Source organism: Paenibacillus tundrae (assembly GCF_036884255.1).
Lineage (GTDB): Bacteria > Bacillota > Bacilli > Paenibacillales > Paenibacillaceae > Paenibacillus.
Map to the genome: position 1 here is coordinate 272,195 of NZ_CP145605.1, position 20,206 is coordinate 292,400.

Below are 20,206 nucleotides of genomic sequence, written 5' to 3' on the forward strand. Positions count from 1 at the left end.
TCATCATAGTCAAGGGAGCGGATAGAGTTGATTTATTCTGAACGGAGCATCTCCTTTCTGGATGTGGATCATTCATTAATACAAGAGCTGCGGGGGATATGCCGGGCACAGGATACCTCTATGAGCATGATGATACTAGCAGCTGTACAGGTTCTCTTACATCGATATTCCGGTAAGGATGAGGTGGATATCGCCCTCATTTTCCCGCGGGATGAAGCAATGGATTACCCTTCGCTTTCTGGAGAGGATTTGAAGGATGTAATTTCGGTAAACACCGTTTTTACACCTGCGCTTCCCTTTTCGAAGCTATTAACTCAAATTCATGATCAATTTAGAAAGATTGCTGAACAAGCAAGCCTTTGCCTGGAGTCGTGGACAGAGGGGATGGCTACAACGGAGAAGTGTTCAGACAATTGGACGATGCGAGTATTTTTTAACATAGAGGATGCGCTAGGGTTAGTCAGAAAAGAGGAGAAGCAAGAAATTCAAGCTAATACGCTATCATCGCTTGAAGACTCGTTCTCCACTGAGCTGATATGGAGTATGACGGGGGCTTCATGTAACGTCCAGCTATTAAGTCATGGTAACACGGTTGATGAGGACAAGATAAACGGTATGCGTGATCATCTTGTATCGTTGCTTGCTCAGATTGCTGTGCAGCCTGACTTGGATGTAGATACCGTATCTTTTCTGACCCCATACGAGAAAGAACAGCTATTATCGGAGTGGTGTGCGCCGCACCTTGAGTTTCCTCAGGAGCAATGTGTGCATGAGCTTTTCGACCTTCAAGCCCAGAGCACACCGGATGCGATAGCGGTGGAATCACTGGATGCCCGCATGAGCTATCGTGAGCTTGCAGAGGCATCTAACCGGCTAGCGAATTATTTGGAGACCAGGGGTGTGGTTCCCGGCGATCATGTTGGCATATATGTGAGTCGATCCGTACATATGGCTGTGGCCAAGCTGGCTGTTCTGAAATGTGGTGGAGCCTATGTACCACTTGATATCAGTTACCCTGTAAGTCGGCTGGAATATATGGCTGGGCAAGCTGAGCTAGGATTTTTAATTATAGATGAGGCAGACCTCGAACTGGGAAGTGACGTAACCAAGATTCATTTAGGGATAGAACAGGACAGCATTGCTTCTCAAGCTATGACCTACCAACAGAGGGCACACGCTGATCTGCTTGCTTATGTTATTTTCACGTCGGGATCTACCGGATTTCCGAAGGGTGTGGCGATTCGTCACCGCTCATTGACCGGTTATCTGTACTCCATTATTCATGCCTTGGACATATCATCAGCAGATCGAGTTTTACAATTTGCACCGATTAGTTTTGATGCCACGATTGAAGAGATCTTTCCGTTCTGGCTGAGTGGTGCAACGGTTGTATTTGTCCCTGATCCATATCGCTATCCAGATTCAGCCTTTACAACATATATCATCGAACAGCACATCAGCGTATTAAGCTTACCTACTGCGTTCTGGCATAGTTGGGTTGAGGACTGCGGAGAATTCGGATTTCCTTTGCCTGATAACCTGCGCATGGTGCTGCTTAATGCCGAACAACCTTCTATGCTCATTTACGAAAAGTGGCTTCAGCTAGCCGGAGATCAGATCCGGTTGATCAATACGTATGGTCCCACAGAGGCAACGGTTACGACCACATTGTTTGACATGAGCCAGATGAAAGAGGATTATGGCCGCATTCCAGCAGGATACGCTATTCCTAACGCTCGGATGTATGTACTTGATGAGCGTCAGCAACTCATGCCACCTGGGTTTGCCGGGGAGCTTTACATCGGCGGAGAGGGCGTGGCGTATGGTTACTTGCAACAACCTGATCTGAATCGTTCTGTTTTTCTGGACAACCCTTTTGAACCGGGGTCTCGCATGTACAAGACGGGTGATCTAGTACGTTATCATCCCGATGGCTGTCTGGAGATCGTAGGTCGTATCGATAATCAGGTCAAAATTCGGGGATTCCGCATCGAGCTGGGTGAGATCGAAGCTTTATTATCCCAGCATCCTTTATTGAAGAATAATGTAGCGATGGTTCACGAATTTTCGCCGGATGATAAAAGGATTGTGCTCTATTATGTGCCCAGAATGCCCCATACTGGTGCAGTGAGTACAGAGGAACTATATGCTTTTTTGAAAGATCGCTTACCTGAGTATATGATTCCTTCCTTCTGGATTGAGCTAGACAGTATCCCATTGTTGCCTAATGGCAAGCTGGATCGAAAATCACTGCCATGGCCTGAGAGAAAACATGAGGATTCCTTGAAGCTAAACCCCTCGGAATATCGGCCTACGGAGCGACAGGTGCTTGCTATATGGTCTGATGTCCTTGGACTGAGTGAGATTGGGCTACATGATCCGTTTTTCATGCTTGGAGGGCATTCTCTATTAGCTACAAGAATTATTTCTCGTATTCGACAGTCCTATCCTATTGATATGACCATCGCAGAGTTCTTTGAGCGACCAACCATTGCGGGCTTATCAAAGCTTATTGATAGCAGACTGCTGAACGGTAACGAATCGGAGTTACGACCAGCGCTGCTACCCCAATCTAATTTAGCGAAGCCAGAGCCTTCTTTTGCCCAAAAGCGCTTCTGGTTCACACATCAGCTTCATCAGGATTCCTACAGTGATCATATGCCCTATGTATGGGATGTAAAAGGTTCACTGAATCTGGATGCACTGGAACGAGCAATTCATCAGATCCTATCACGGCATCAAATCCTTCGAAGTAAGTATCCGAATATCGGCGGAGAACCTGGTTATGCAACTGTACCTATAGCTGCTGACAATTCAATTCTTACGTATGAAGATAAAGTTATTACTCGTAGTGAATCCCTACAATGGATGGAGCAGGAGGTAATGCGCCCCTTCGATTTGACCTTAGGACAATTAGTTCGTATGCGTTTGTTCCGACTGGGGGAAGAGGAGTACCTGCTGTTCCTCAATATGCATCATATTGTATCTGATGAATGGTCCGTTCAGTTGTTTGTTAGGGAACTAGGTTTGCTGTACGGAGATTACCTGCTGGGCCGTCCTACGTCGCTTGAACCGTTAAAGGTGCAGTATGAAGACTATGCCCAGGTTCAGCGGCAATGGTTAAGTGGCGATGTTCTTCGCAGACATGAGGAATATTGGGTGAAGCAGTTAGCTAATCTGACGCCTTTATCCCTGCCTACAGATAGAAGTAAGTCTAAGCAGCAGAATAAGCGAAGTGGGAAAACACTTGCATTTCATATAGAAGATTCATTAAACAACGATTTGAAGCGTATATGTGAAACGGTAGAAACGACTTTGTATATGACGCTGTTATCTGCTTTCAACGTACTGTTGTATCGCTATACCTATCAGGAAGATATAGCGGTCGGTTCTCCTATTACGAATCGAAACTGGCCTGAGACCGAAGAGCTCATCGGACTTTTTGTGAATACACTTGTTCTCCGCACACATGTCTCGCCAGAGCAGTCATTCTTGGATTTGTTAGCACAGGTGAAGAAGGTATCCATTGAGGCTTATGCCCATCAGGAGTATCCATTCGAGCAACTAGTTGAGAAGCTGCAACCGGAACGGAAGAGAGAGACCTCACCACTCTTTCAAGTGTTTTTTGCACTTCATAACACGCCGGACGAAAAGGTGATTATGCCTAATCTCAATATGGAATTATACGAAATGGATTTTGGCATTGCTCAATTTGATCTATCCCTCACGTTTAAGGAAACCGAGCACGGATTAACGGGGGAATGGGTGTACGATACGGATCTGTTCCATGAAGCAACCATTGTAAGAATGAAGGATCATCTCGTAACACTGCTGGAGGCGGTTGTTGCACAACCTCAGCTCCAATTAAAAGATATTTCAATTCAGTCAGAAGCAGAGCATCAGCTTATGATTCAGGAGTGGAATCAGACGGAACGGAGCTTCCCGGGAAGAGTTGCATTGCCGGAATTGGTCAGTTTGCAGGCTATGCAGACGCCAGCTCAAACGGCGCTTACCTTTGGAGAAGACAGTATATCCTATCAGCAATTAGAGCGCTGGAGTAATCAACTAGCATTTCGATTGCTTGAGCATGTGCAGTCAGGTGACTGTGTCGCTCTGTATATGGAACGTTCCATGGAGATGATGGTTGGCATACTTGGGATTATGAAATCAGGCTGTGCTTATGTTCCTATTGATCCTGCTCTCCCGGCAGATCGGATTAGCTATATGTTAAGCGACAGTGGAGCCAGTCTCGTGTTATGTGATGGTTCGATGCAGGTTCCACAGGATTACGCAGGCCACATCATGTCAGTGCCGCCTATGGAAACGAATCAAAAGGATGAGGAACGTCTTTCATTCACGAACCTGCAGGATTTGGCTTATATCATGTATACCTCGGGTTCGACAGGCAGACCTAAGGGTGTGGAAATCACCCATGAAGCACTTGCTAACTTTGCACATAGCATGATTCGACTGCTTGATTTCAAGGCTGGAGATCGCATTGCTGCGCTAACGACCGTATCATTTGACATATTTGCTCTAGAGGCACTCGTGCCCCTTATTGCTGGAATGGAAGTAGCTCTAGCTTCAGGTAGAGAGCAGACGGATGTTCATGCGCTGAACCAGTTCCTAGCGCGCACGTCACCAGACTGGATGCAGCTTACGCCTTCACGTCTGCAACAGATATGGGTGGATGAGCAGATGGAACAACGGTTAAGTGGAATGACCGGAATTATGCTAGGCGGGGAAGCACTACCGATGGCTCTGCTGCAACAATTACAAAGTCGATTTCAAGGCAAAATCTTCAACCTTTATGGCCCTACAGAAACCACAGTCTGGTCGCTTGCTCGTGATCTGACACATGCAGATACCGTAGATTTGGGTCAGCCGATTGATAATACAGAACTGTATATTCTTGATCCGTATTTGAATCCGGTTCCGATCGGAGTAGCTGGGGAGCTGCATATCGGAGGAAAAGGGCTTGCACGAGGGTATCACAACTTGGAACAGCTCACTTCCGAGAAGTTTATTGCACATCCCTATAGATCGGGAGGACGTGTCTACAAGACGGGTGACCTAGCCAAATATCGTGCAGACGGACATGTGGAATATTTGGGGAGAGCCGATTATCAGGTGAAAGTTAGGGGCTTCCGCATCGAGCTGCATGAGATCGAGCAGTACATGCACCAGCATGCTGCCGTGGATTCCATGGTGGTCACTGTGAACGAAGCGGTGCCTGGAGACAAACAGCTCGTAGGTTATTTTGTAGTCAAAAGTGGATTGCAGGTTACGGTGTCTGAGCTAAGAGAGTTCGCACGCCAATCACTACCTTACTATATGATCCCGACACTTTGGGTCGAGCTGGAGTCTATGCCGCTCTCGCCAAGTGGCAAAATTAATCGTAAAGCATTGCCGGAACCTGATGACTCTCATGTTACGCCTTCGAATGATTATGTTGAACCAACCACAGATTTGGAGGCAATGCTATGCCAGATATGTGCTAATGTGCTGTCACTGGAACAAGTGGGAATCCATGATCACTTTTTTGAGATCGGCGGACATTCGTTGAAGCTTACACAATTCCTGTTCCAGGTAGAGCAGGCTTGCCATATCTCGATTCCGCTGGGTGATATTTTTGACCATCCTACCGTCCATGAACTGGCAACATATATCGAGGAAACGCACCCTGACTGGCAATTGACGTCAAAACCGCTCACAGCAATTCAACGCGAGGAAACTGCGGATATCGTTGTGGATGCATTAACCGAGAAGGAAGTCGAGGAATTACTCGCAGCTCTATTAGAGGAGGATCAGCATCTTGGATAAAATTGAAACCTCAATGGAACAAAAGAGAGAGCTACTCAAAGCGCTTTTGCAAAAGAAAGGGGAGAAGAAGTACTTCCCACTTTCATATACACAGCAGCGAATCTGGTTCATACATCAATTCGACCCTGTGAATGTCGGTTATAACATTTCATTAAACTGGCGTATTCGTGGTTCATTGGATTGGCAGGTGCTTGAGCAGTGTTTTCAGGTGATTGTGGATCGCCATGATTCGCTCCGTGCTACGTTTCACAATATGAATGGTCAAGTCGTTCAATCGATTCAGCCTCAGCTGCAGTTCAAGTTGGAACGATTATCTCTAGATAAGGAACAAGAGATGGAACAGGCTATCATGGAGCGTGTGGAGCAGGAGAAGAATCGTGTCTTCGATCTTGGACAAGGTCCGTTGTTCAGGGCTGCTGTTCTCCCGGTTGGCGAGAATGATTATGTACTACTCGTCAATATGCATCACATCATATCCGATGGCTGGTCGATCCGTCTGTTGTCCGAGGAGTTAACAACGCTGTACTCCGCGATGGCAAAGGGAAGTTCGTATACACTTGCACCGCTCGATATCAAATACAGTGATTATGTGGTCTGGCAACGAGACTGGCTACAGAGTGAGCAGGCAAGTGAACAGCTGCAGTTCTGGAAGGAGCGGTTAGACGGTGTACAGATGTTGCAGCTTCCAACTGACTTCCCTCGCCCTTCTGTGCAGACGTATCGGGGAGATCATGCTAGATTTAGCCTGTCATCTACATTGGAGAGGTCTCTCCAGCACTACAGTCGTGAGCACAAAGTGACACTCTACATGATTTTTCTATCTGCGTTCAAAACCCTAATATACCGTTACAGCCAGCAGGAAGACATTGCTGTAGGTACACCTATTGCCAATCGGGTACGACAGGAAGTCACACCTCTCATTGGATCGTTTGTGAATACACTCGTTATGCGAACGCGGCTTCAGGGAAACACAAGTTTTGCTGAAGTGGTGCAGCAAGTGAAGAACGAGGCAATGTTAGCTTACAAAAATCAGGATTTACCGTTCGAGAAGCTGGTTGAGGAGCTTCATCCCGATCGAGATCCGGGTGTATCTCCACTGTTTCAAGTGTTGTTCACGATGGAAGAGAACGATGATGTCACTCTACAGTTGGATACGCTTGAGGTGGGTGCAATAGAGGTGAATTGGAGAACGTCTTTGTTTGATCTGTCACTGACGATGGAGCAGAATCAGGACGGACTTCGTGGCTTATTCGAATATAATACCGACCTGTTTCATGAGGAAACGGTGGCCCGCATGGTAGGTCATTTCCAGCGACTTCTGGAACAGGCTATGGCTAATCCAGAGCAGACGTTGGATCAGTTTGAGCTATTGTCTGCCCCAGAACGCCAGCAGCTACTGGTCAATTGGAATGAGACGGATCAAGCCTATGACTGGAGCTGTCTTGTGCACCAGCTGGTAGAAGAGCAAGCGGCTAAAGCACCCGAAGCACTCGCTGCAACGGACAAGGATCGGCAGATCACGTATGGTGAGCTAAATGAACGGGCGAATGTCTTGGCGCACACTCTCCGTAATCGGGGTGCACGTCCGGGGAGTTATGTAGGAGTCTGCACGGATCGTTCCGTTGACTGGTTAGTTGGCATGCTTGGGGTGTTCAAATCAGGAGCCTGCTATGTGCCGCTAGATCCGACCTATCCTGAGGAACGACTGGTTTATATGATGGCGGATGCAAACGTCCCGCTGTTGGTGACCCATTCGCAAGTGCTGACCCGGTTAACCGTAGAGCCATCGGTTGAGGTGCTCTGTTTGGATCAGGAATCGGAATGGGGGATATTGGATAGCGGCGAGAACGGTGAAATCAGTGAGAACAGTAAGAACAGTAAGAACAGTGAGTACAGAGCTAATCCGGAGCCGTGGGCAACCGCGCAAGATCCAGCCTATGTGATCTATACGTCGGGTTCTACAGGACAGCCTAAGGGCGCAATCCTTCGTCATCAAGGCTTGCTGAACGTTGTTTTGTGGCACCAGGGTCGGTTTGGGACAAGCCCGGCAGACCGCGGTGCTCAGATCGCGCGGATGGGCTTTGACGCTTCCTTGCTGGAAACCTGGCCGCTGCTCTGCTCCGGAGGCAGTGTGCACCTGATGGAGCAAGAGATCGTGCTGAACCCCGAGGGATTGCAACACTGGTTGCTGGATCACCAGATCACCTTGAGCTGCTTCCTGCCTCCAGTGGTCGCAGAGCAGTTGCTGCCGCTGACCTGGCCGCAGGATAGGGCATTGCGAGCACTGCTCGCAGGGGGTGAACGACTGCAAATGCGTCCACCAGCGCATCTCACCTTTGATTACGTGAATATCTATGGGCCAACGGAATGTACGATTCTCAGCACTGTTTCTACGGTGGAGGCGGAGGATGGTAGCTTCACCCCTCCATCGATTGGTGGAGCACTTCCGAATACACAATTGTACGTATTGGATGCCCACCAGAATCCAGTACCTCGCGGGGTACCAGGAGAGTTGTACATTGGCGGTGTTGGGGTCGCTATCGGGTACTTGAACCGGGAGGAGCTGAATGCCGAGAAGTTTGTGGCACATCCGTTTCGGTCAGGGGAGCGTTTGTATCGAACGGGTGACTTAGTGAAATACAACCCGGATGCCACCTTGAGCTATATCGGTCGTGCGGATCATCAGGTGAAAATCCGGGGATTCCGCATCGAATTAGGTGAGATCGAGTCGGTGTTAGTGGGTCATCCAGCGGTGCATAGCGTCATTGTACAGGCACGGGAGATCGGCGAAACAGGGAAGCAACTGGTCGCCTACATTGCAACTCAGCCGGAAGCCTCCCGTGGCAAAGCCAATGCTGTCCTTGTCAATGAGCTGCGCGAATATATGAAGCCGAAGCTGCCGCAATTCATGTTGCCTGCGGCATGGGTGGTACTAGATCAATTCCCTGTAACACCAAACGGCAAGGTGGATCGGAAAGCCCTGCCTGAACCAACGCCGAGTGAGCTGTATAGTGCACAGGACTATGTGGCTCCGCGTCATCCGGTGGAAGAGATGCTGGCGGGAATCTGGTCGGACGTGCTGGGGTTACAGCGAATTGGTGCGCATGATCATTTCTTCGAGCTCGGGGGTCATTCCCTCTTAGCCACCCAGATCGTATCTAGGGTGAAAAAGCTGTTTGGCATTGAGTATCCACTTGCCCAAGTCTTTCAACGTCCGATGCTCTCTCAGATGGCGAAGTCCATTCGTGAGATTCAGGAAATTCAGGAAGAACGAATTGCTCCTGAAGAGATTGTTAGGGTTTCTCGGGAGCGGGAATTGCCATTGTCCTATGCACAGCAACGGATGTGGTTCTTTGAACAGATGTATCCAGGCAATCGCAGTTATCATATCCCTTCCCTTTGGCGGATTCATGGTCAGTTGCGACCAGATCTGCTTGAGAATAGCTTAGCGAAATTGATACAGCGGCATGAATCGCTCCGTACCTGTTTTTTATCTGGATCAAACGGAGATCCGATGCAGCACATTTTACCGACATTACCTTCTGTGTTTACTTATCTGGATTGGCAGGATCATTCTAACCCGCTTGAACAGGCACTTCACAGGATTGATGAAGATCGCGATCAAGCCTTTTCACTGCAGGCAGGCCCGCTGCTGGGCGCATTGTTAATACAGATTGCACCGCAAGAATATCTGTTTAGTGTGACGATGCACCATATTATATCGGATGGCTGGTCGATGAGTATTTTTGCCCGGGAATTGGGTGAAATATATTCGGCTTTGAATGATTCGGATGTATCCGGTGGGTCGAGTAATGCAGTAGAACGGGTGCTGCCAGAGCTACCTATTCAATATGCTGACTTCGCGGTGTGGCAACGAAAGTGGATTGCGGATGGAATATTAGAACAACAGATGCAGTACTGGAGGCAGCAATTACAGGGGGTATCTGTACTGCAGTTGCCGACAGATTACCCGCGTCCTGCTGTGCAGACATTTGAGGGAGCGGCGGAGCGTTTCACGCTAGCACCTTCTCTACTTCAATCCTTGCAGCAGCTAAGCCGCCGTGAAGGAGTCACGTTATACATGCTGTTGCTGTCAGCGTGGAATGTGCTCTTATACCGTTATAGCCAGCAAGAGGATATTACGGTGGGTACACCGATTGCGAATCGGAACCAGGAGGCAACGGAGGGGTTGATCGGTTTCTTTGCGAATACACTCGTGATGCGTGCACATCTGTCGGATGATTTACGTTTCCGAGAGTTGTTGTCCCAAGTGAAGGAAATGGCACTGGGTGCCTACATGCATCAAGATGTACCGTTTGAGAAGCTCGTAAGCGAACTCCAGCCTGATCGGGAACCGAGCTACACTCCGCTGTTCCAAGTATTTTTTGCATTACAGAATGCCCCTGGAGACGATATCCGACTTCCGGACATGAAGGTAACTTCGGTAGAGCAGGCAAGCACAACTGCATTATTCGACCTGTCTCTGATTATGGAGGAAAGCGGCGAAGGTATATCGGGAGAATTGATCTACAATACAGGATTGTTCGATCAGCAGAGCATCCAGCGGATGGTAGGGCATCTACACATTTTACTGGAAGGTATCTCAAGTGCGCCGGAACAGGTTATTAGCCAGCTACCTTTGTTATCCAAGGAAGAAGAGAATCTTCTGTTAGTGGAATGGAATCAAACTGAGCGGGATTATTCCCTTGAGCAATGTGTACATGAACTATTCGAGATGCATGCGGCGAGTGCACCTGATCAACTGGCAGTAGCTTACTTGAATGACCAGTTAAGTTATGGAGAGATGAACCGTAAAGCGAATCAACTGGCTCATGAGCTTCGTAGACGAGGCGTTGTTCCTGGTACCAATGTAGGTGTCTATATTGATCGTTCTCCCGAATGGCTGACTGCGATGGTTGCTGTATTCAAATCCGGAGGATGTTACGTTCCACTCGATCCGAGTTATCCCGAAGGAAGACTGGAATATATGATGCAGGATGCTCGTGTTCCACTACTGATTACACAGTCTGTTCTGATGGATCGTTTGCAATGGACGGCAGAAACGATCTGTATTGATCAGGAGGAAACGTGGCTCAGGAGTGGTCATGACAACAATCCTTCAATAACGACAACGCCGGATGATGCAGCCTATATCATCTACACATCAGGCTCGACGGGTCTGCCCAAAGGTGTCGTGCTCAAGCATCGCGGTCTCCTCAATGTTGCACGTTGGCATCACGAACGGTATGGCGTAACCCCGCGTGATCGCGCCGCACAAGCTGCGCGGATGGGCTTCGACGCCTCGATTCTAGAGGTCTGGCCATTCCTAAGCGCTGGGGCGAGTATTCATATTTTGGAGCAGGATATCGTAGCGGATGCAGAGGCGATTCGAGAGCGGATTCATGCCGAAGGTATTACCCGTTGCTTCTTATCTCCTATTATTGCAGAACAGCTCTTGGATCAACGCTGGCCGTCCCATGGATCACTGCGCACAATGATGACTGGTGGGGATCGGCTTCAGGTTCAACCGCCAGCCGGTCTGCCCTTTGAATATACGAACCATTATGGCCCAACAGAATATACCATTCTCTGTACAGCAGGAACGGTAGCTCCGAAGAAGGCAGACACGCTGAATGTGGCTCCTTCCATCGGAAGTGTTCTGCCTAATACCGAGTTATACGTGCTGGATCGCCAGCGAAATTTGGTACCGGTGGGTGTACCGGGTGAATTGTATATCGGTGGTGTAGGACTGGCCTTCGGTTATCTCAACCGCGAAGAGCTAACAGCAGAGGCATTTATTCCACATCCGTTCAAGGCTGGAGAGCGTCTGTATCGAACGGGAGATCTGGTTCGTTATCGAACAGATGCTACATTGGAATTTGTTGGACGGGCAGATCACCAGGTGAAGCTTCGTGGCTTTCGAATTGAACTGGGTGAGGTTGAGTCCGTGTTGGCAGGGCATCCAGCCGTGAATTCTGCCATCGTGCAGGTAAGAGAGACTGCAGGTACAGGCAGACAATTGGTCGCTTATTTTACATTACAGGGTGAGCAGGAGCAGATGGTGTCAGAGCTTCGGAACTATATGAAGCAAAAGCTGCCACAGTATATGATCCCAGCCGCTTGGGTTCATCTTGATGAGTTGCCTCTTACACCGAATGGAAAGGTAGACCGCAAAGCATTACCTGAACCGAATACACAAGAGAATGACAATAAGGAGAATCATGTAACGCCTCGTACACCTGTCGAAGAAGTGCTGTGCGAGATCTGGAGTGAGGTTCTGGGAGTTACACAGATCGGTGTGGAAGATAATTTCTTCGAACTGGGCGGTGACTCTATTGTCAGTATCCAGATGATTTTCAAAGCGAATGAGCGTGGCATTGCTCTCAAAAATCAGCAGGTCTTCCTCTACCCTACCATCGCCGAACTTGCTGTTCGAGCTGGGGAGGTACGGAGCTTAAATGAAGATCAGGGATCGGTTACTGGAACAGCGCCGTTAACTCCGATCCAGGAATGGTTTTTTGCACAACAACATGCGAGTCCGAATCACTGGAACCAGTCCGTGGTGATCAAGGTAGGAGAGCCATTGCAGCTGGATATCCTGCACCAGACGCTAGAGCTGCTGGAATCCCATCACGATGCATTGCGTATGACGTTCAGCTTGGATGACCGACAACAAGTATGGACACAGACCTGCCGTGACTCGGGTACCGAGGTACAACTTACGATTCGAGATTTATCTCATGTACAGGATACGGATATTCAAACGACCGTAACGTCTGAATTGAATCAGATTCAGTCCAGCCTGGATATTGAAGCGGGTCCATTGTGGCAGTCCCTTTACATGCGTATGGGTTCCACGCGGTCAGATCTACTGGCAATCGTCATTCACCATCTGGTCGTGGACAGTGTATCGTGGAGAATTTTGATGGAGGATCTGGAGAATATCTACACGAAGCTGGCGTCTCAGCAGAAAGTACGTCTTCCGTTAAAAACGACGTCGTACCTGAAATGGTCAGAGCGATTGGCCGATTATGCAAATCATAACATTCCCGAACATGTTGAGCAGTACTGGGCAAATGTTAGTGAGCAGGTTAAGCGTCATGAATTCCAGCTTAAATTAGACGATGCACAGGGTAGCAATCAGGTAGCAGATACAACAGTTGTCCTCAGAACGTTGAAGATGGAGCCAACTACTGTATTGCGAGAAGAAGTTACTCGGCAGTTGCATGTTCAGGTTAATGAGGTTCTATTTGCTGCTTTTGCCAGCACGTTAGCGAATTGGAGTGCAAGCGACCACGTATGGATTCATCTTGAAGGGCATGGCCGTGAAGAGATCGCCGAGGATCTGAACCTGAACCGTACGATTGGATGGTTTACCAGCATGTATCCTGTGTACGTGAATCTCAGCGGTGTTCATCAAGTAGACGGACTGATCAAGCATGTTCAGGAGCAGCTTCTCGGTATTCCGAACAAAGGCATGGATTATGGCATTTTGCGCTACCTGAAGCGCCATCCGGTGTTAAATCAGAATGCTGTAGCACCTATAGCGAGCTTCAATTATCTGGGTCAATATCAGACGTCCGGCAAATATTCCGGGTTCGAGGAAACGGAAGAATATACGAGTCTTGACTGGGGTTCAGACAATGAACGAGGTCATTTGATTGATGTAGTGTGCTGGATATCAGGTGGAGAACTTCATTTGAAATGGATGTATAGCAGTCGTCAATTTTCAACGAGTAGCGTAGAGAGAGCAGCAGATTATTTTAATGAAGTGATTCAAGAGGCGGTGGCACTTGTCCAACATACCGGAATGGTGAACAAGCTATCCCAAGTGCTCCAAGATAACCAATTATCCGAATTCGAACTGGAGAGTATTGCAAACGAACTAGAGGAGGAGTACTGACCGTGAAGAACAAAGATGTTGTCGATATCTATCCTCTGTCGCCGATCCAACAGGGAATGCTATTCCATTCCCTGTACGATCAGGGTATACAGGCTAACGATACGTACCTTACTCAGATCAATCTTGAAGTGGAGGGTTCACTGAACCTGGGCGTGATGGAGGAAGCTTGGAACATTTTGATTGAGCGGCACTCGGTTTTCAGAACCCGATTTCTATGGAATAGCACAGCAGAACCTTTGCAGGCTGTATATCGCCAGGCACGGATCACACTTGAACGGCATGATTGGCAAGCGCTTGAAACTTCAGACAGAGAAGCTGCTCTGGCACGTTTTCTTACCGAGGATCAGGAGCGAGGTATTGACCTAAAAAAGGTTCCTTTAATGCGTGTATCCCTCATTCAGTGGGAAGAAGAACGCTACAATATGGTGTGGATGTGCCACCATCTGTTATTTGACGGGTGGAGCTTCTCTGTAGTACAGGCAGAGTTGCTTCACATATATCAATCATTGGTACGTGGGCAACATATGCAGTTACCAGAGGTGCGTCCTTATAGAGACTTCATTCAGTGGCTTCGAAATCAGGATGCTGGGGCGGCTGAGACGTTCTGGAAACAGGAGTTACAGGGCTTTGATTCACCGACGCAGCTCGGAATGAACCTTGGCGGAAGTGCGGAAGAAGAGACTTTATCTGCTCAGCATGACTTAACCATTCCAGAGGAGTACACTACTGCGATCAAAAAACTAGCTACAGAGAGCCGTATCACGGTGAACACCGTGCTTCAAGGTGCCTGGGCTCTTATGCTGAGCCGGTACAGTCAGGAATCGGACGTGCTGTTTGGCGTAACCAGCTCAGGACGTGGAGTAGAGCTTGAAGGCGCTGAGCATATGGTAGGCCTCTTCATTAATACGTTACCATTACGTATCCAAGTAGATGGAGAGCAGGTCGTTCGTGAATGGCTTCAATCTGTCCATCGTAGACAGTCGACTATTAGACAGTATGAGCATACCTCTCTCGTAGATATTCGTAACTGGAGCGCCGTACCGCAGGATCAACCGTTATTCGAGACATTGTTTGTTTTTGAGAATTATCCTACACCGATTGACGACCAGCCAGGTGAGGAATTGGTAAGGATTACGGAAATCAAGGCTGCGGAGAAAACGAACTTCCCGATCACCGTATCTCTCTCACCCGCAGAGTCGGAGTTACATATGAAGGTGATGTATAAAAGCGACCGATTTGATGCCGAATGGATCGAGCGTTTATCCGGTCATTTCATGGAACTGCTGCGCCAAATGGCGGCAACGCCGGATCGTTCACTTGCTCAGTTAGGCATGGTGACTGCTGCAGAACGCCAGCAGCTACTGGTCGATTGGAATGAGACGGATCAAGCCTATGATTGGAGCTGTCTTGTGCACCAGCTGGTGGAAGAGCAAGCGGCTAAAGCGCCCGAAGCACTCGCTGCAACGGACAAGGATCGGCAGATCACGTATGGTGAGCTAAATGAACGGGCGAATGTCTTGGCGCACACTCTCCGTAATCGGGGTGCACGTCCGGGGAGTTATGTAGGAGTCTGCACGGAGCGTTCCGTTGACTGGTTAGTTGGCATGCTTGGGGTGTTCAAATCAGGAGCCTGCTATGTGCCGCTAGACCCGACCTATCCTGAGGAACGACTGGCTTATATGATGGCAGATGCAAACGTCCCGCTGTTGGTGACCCATTCGCAAGTGCTGACCCGGTTAACCGTAGAGCCATCGGTAGAGGTGCTCTGTTTGGATCAGGAATCGGAATGGGGTACGTGGAGTAGCGTCGAGAACGGTGAAATCAGTGAATACAGAGCTAATCCAGAGCCATGGGCGACTGCACAAGATCCGGCTTATGTGATCTATACGTCGGGTTCTACAGGACAGCCTAAGGGCGCAATCCTTCGTCATCAAGGCTTGCTGAACGTTGTTCTGTGGCACCAGGGTCGGTTTGGGACAAGCCCCGCAGACCGCGGTGCTCAGATCGCGCGGATGGGCTTCGATGCTTCCTTGCTGGAGACTTGGCCGCTGCTCTGCTCCGGAGGCAGTGTGCATCTGATGGAGCAAGAGATTGTGCTGAACCCCGAGGGATTGCAACACTGGTTGCTGGATCACCAGATTACCTTGAGCTGCTTCCTGCCTCCAGTGGTGGCAGAGCAGCTGCTGCCGCTTACCTGGCCGCAGGATGGGGCATTGCGAGCACTGCTCGCAGGGGGTGAACGACTGCAGATGCGTCCACCAGCGCATCTCACCTTCGATTACGTGAATATCTATGGGCCAACGGAATGTACGATTCTCAGCACCGTGTCTACGGTGGAGGCGGAGGATGGTAGCTTCACCCCTCCATCGATTGGTGGAGCACTTCCGAATACGCAATTGTACGTATTGGATGCCCACCAGAATCCAGTACCTCGCGGGGTACCCGGGGAGTTGTACATTGGCGGTGTTGGGGTCGCTATCGGGTACTTGAACCGGGAGGAGCTGAATGCCGAGAAGTTTGTGGCACATCCGTTTCGGTCAGGGGAGAGTTTGTATCGAACGGGTGACTTAGTGAAATACAACCCGGATGCCACCTTGAGCTACATCGGTCGTGCGGATCATCAGGTGAAAATCCGGGGATTCCGCATCGAATTAGGTGAGATCGAGTCGGTGTTAGTGGGTCATCCAGCGGTGCATAGCGTCATTGTACAGGCACGGGAGATCGGTGAAACAGGGAAGCAACTGGTCGCCTACATTGCAACTCAGCCGGAAGCCTCCCGTGGCAAAGCCAATGCTGTCCTTGTCAATGAGCTGCGCGAATATATGAAGCCGAAGCTGCCACAATTCATGTTGCCTGCGGCATGGGTGGTACTGGATCAATTCCCTGTGACGCCAAACGGCAAGGTGGATCGGAAAGCCCTGCCTGAACCAACGCCGAGTGAGCTGTATAGTGCACAGGACTATGTGGCTCCGCGTCATCCGGTGGAAGAGATGCTGGCGGGAATCTGGTCGGACGTGCTGGGGTTACAGCGAATTGGTGCGCATGATCATTTCTTCGAGCTTGGGGGTCATTCCCTCTTAGCCACCCAGATCGTATCTAGGCTGAAGAAGCTGTTTGGCATTGAGTATCCACTTGCCCAAGTCTTCCAACGTCCGGTGCTTTCCCAGATGGCGAAGCGGATTCAGGAACTTCACAGTACCGAAGGTGGGCAGGATGTTGCTGCGACATCCAGTATGGTGGATGTCACACGTGAACAGAATGTACCGTTATCCTTTGCACAGCAGCGGATGTGGTTCTTCGAGCAAATGTATCCAGGAAACCGAAATTATCATATTCCTTCCCTCTGGCGTCTGAATGGTTCTGTTCAACGGGAGGTACTGGAGCGCAGCATCCATGATCTGATCCAAAGGCATGAGTCACTACGAACGTACTTTCTTTCGGGAGAAGGAAACGAACCGCTACAAGTGGTGCAGCCTGAGATCCCGTCGGTGCTGACCTATATGGATCTGCAAAATCACCCGGATGCTCTCCAACAAGCAATGAATTGGATTACAGATGAAGGAGACCGGGAGTTCTCGCTGCGTCAGGGTCCGTTGCTGCGTGCCGCTTTAATTCAGCTAGCACCTCAAGAGTACGTGCTGGGGGTGACTATGCACCATATCATTTCCGATGGATGGTCTATGGGTGTCTTCATCCGTGAGTTGAGTGCATTATACACAGCTCATTTGCTCGGAGAGGCTGCGCCTCTTGCAGAACTTCCGATTCAATATGCAGATTATGCGATCTGGCAGCGGAAGTGGCTTGGTGAAGGTGTGATGGATCGCCAACTAGACTATTGGAGACAGCAACTACAGGATGTGTCCATTCTTCAATTGCCAACGGATTATCCACGTCCGGCTGCTCAGACATTTGAAGGGGCAACGGAACGATTCCATATTGCAGAGTCCCTTCTGGCTGAATTGAAGAAGCTGACTCGCCGTGAAGGTACGACGTTATATATGACACTTTTATCTGCATGGAAGATTCTACTGCACCGGTATACCCAACAGGAGGATATTGCCGTGGGTACGCCGATTGCCAACCGGAATCAGGAGGAGACCGAAGGGTTGATTGGCTTCTTCGCCAATACACTTGTACTCCGATCTCAATTTGCAGGGAACATGAGCTTCCGCCAATTGCTAAACCAAGTGAAGGAAACAGCGCTACAGGCTTATATGCATCAGGATGTTCCTTTTGAGAAGCTAGTTGAAGAATTGCAGCCTGATCGAGATACCGGTCATACGCCATTATTTCAAGTACTCTTTACTTTGCAAAATACACCTGCAGATGAATTCAGTATTCCTGATGTTCATGTGCATTCCATTGAGCTTCAGGGGAATACAGCACTGTTTGATCTTTCTCTTATTATGGAGGAGAAGGAGCAAGGGCTGGGTGGTGACCTGATCTATAATACGGCTTTGTTTGCTGGCGCAGGAATGAAGCGACTCGTACAGCATTTTCACATTTTGTTAGAAGGAATTGTGGCGAGTCCGGATCAAGCAATGAATGAGCTTCCACTTCTATCCAAGGAAGAACAGCATCAGCTCATTGTTGAATGGAATCAGAACCAACGTGATTATTCCTGGGAACGTTGCGTTCACGAACTGTTTGAAGCACAAGCCGCTACAGCACCTGATGCGATTGCCGTGTCGGACGGAGACGAGCAGCTACGTTATGGGGAATTAAACCATAAGGCGAATCAACTGGCTCATGAGCTGCGTAACAGGGGTGCTAGACGGGGAATGAATGTCGGCGTTTGCATGGAGCGTTCTACAGACTGGCTGATTGCCATGATCGCTGTATTCAAATCTGGTGCATGCTATGTACCGCTGGATCCAACCTATCCAGAGGATCGGCTTCGTTTCATCATGGAGGATGCCCAAGTAGGGATACTGATTACAGGAAAGACCCTTATGCATCAGCCTTCGGCAACTGTATCTGAAGTCATCTACGTAGATCAAAGTGAACCATGGATGCAGGGGAATCACGGAAATCCTGTGCCAGCATCCACTGCCGATGACATTGCTTATATTATTTATACCTCAGGTTCAACGGGCAAACCGAAGGGAGCTATGCTGAAACACAAAGGGTTGCTAAATGTGATCTTCTGGCATCACGAACGCTTCGGTATTACACCTGCGGATCGAAGTGCGCAGGTTTCGCGGATGGGTTTTGATGCTTCGTTGCTGGAGGTGTGGCCGTTCCTCACCGCGGGTGCCAGTGTTCATTTGATGGAGCAGGAAGTTGTTATGGATGCACAGGTATTACAACAGTGGTTTCTGTCCAAAGGCATCACGATAGGGTGTTTTTTGCCACCGGTTATTGCCGAGCAATTGCTTGATTTAACGTGGCGTCAGGACGGTGTATTCCGGTCTATTATGGTTGGTGGAGACCGTCTTCAGCTTCGTCCACCTGCAGATCTTCCGTTCGAATATATCAATATTTATGGGCCAACCGAGTGTACTATCTTTAGTACCGAAGGGCGTGTGGCTAGTCGAGAGACCAATAATCAAGCTCCATCCATTGGGTGGGGATTGCCGAATATCACGTTGTATGTGTTAGATCCACAGCTTCATCCGGTTCCGATTGGTGTTCCAGGAGAGTTGTACATTGGTGGAGTTGGGGTTGCTGCCGGTTATCTGAACCGTGAAGCGTTAACTGCCGAGAAGTTTATCCCGCATCCATTCCAGGTTGGAGAGAGACTGTACCGGACAGGGGATTTGGTGAAATTGAATGAAGATGCTTCCCTTGAATTTGTCAGCCGGGTAGATCATCAGGTGCAGATTCGAGGGTTCCGGATAGAGCTTGGGGAGATTGAGTCTGTTATATCGAGCCATCCATCCGTGCAGGCAGCTCTCGTACTGGTGAAAGAAACCAAGCAGCACGGTTCGCAATTGGTCGCTTATTTGACGGGAAGGGATACTCAGGTTCCTGTTATTGAGGATATAAGAGAACATGTCAAACGCAAGCTTCCGCACTTTATGATTCCATCGGCATGGGTGGTGATGGATGAGTTCCCATTGACTCCGAACCGGAAGTTAGATCGCAAAGCGTTACCTGATCCAGTTGGTGATGAGGCTTATGGCGTGAAGGAATACGTCGCTCCCCAGAGCCAGACGGAACAGGTGATTGCCGAAATTTGGACAGAGGTATTAGGTGTATCCAGAGTAGGGATTCATGATGACTTCTTTGCACTTGGGGGACATTCGCTCCTTGCTGTACAGATGATCTCCAGATTGAATGCCAGACAGGGCACTGACGCCAAGTTAGCCGATTTATTTGGTCAGCCGATTCTACAAGCGTTCGCAGGTAAGGTAGAGCAACAACCTCCTGCCTCCAGCACACTTACTCCGATCAAACGGATATCACGGAAAGCCCAAACTGTTCAGCCTTAAAGTGTACGTTCGAAAAGTCCGCCAAAGCGGACTTTTTGAATAACCT

General features: G+C 49.1%; 3 protein-coding genes. All 3 read left to right on the forward strand.

What is annotated here, in order from left to right:
• Positions 1 to 27 precede the first annotated feature (27 nt).
• From V6W81_RS01260 to V6W81_RS01270, 3 genes are read left to right on the forward strand one after another with little or no spacing between them, the layout of a single operon-like run.
• Positions 28 to 5,823, forward strand: a complete 5,796-nt coding sequence (locus V6W81_RS01260) for an amino acid adenylation domain-containing protein (RefSeq protein WP_338541313.1) — start codon at positions 28 to 30, stop codon at positions 5,821 to 5,823.
• Positions 5,816 to 13,726, forward strand: coding sequence for an amino acid adenylation domain-containing protein (locus tag V6W81_RS01265; protein ID WP_338541314.1), 7,911 nt, complete (start codon positions 5,816 to 5,818; stop codon positions 13,724 to 13,726). Before V6W81_RS01260 ends, V6W81_RS01265 begins: the two co-directional genes overlap by 8 nt.
• A gap of 2 nt (positions 13,727 to 13,728) precedes the next feature.
• Positions 13,729 to 20,160, forward strand: coding sequence for an amino acid adenylation domain-containing protein (locus V6W81_RS01270; RefSeq protein WP_338541315.1), 6,432 nt, complete (start codon positions 13,729 to 13,731; stop codon positions 20,158 to 20,160).
• Positions 20,161 to 20,206 lie beyond the last annotated feature (46 nt).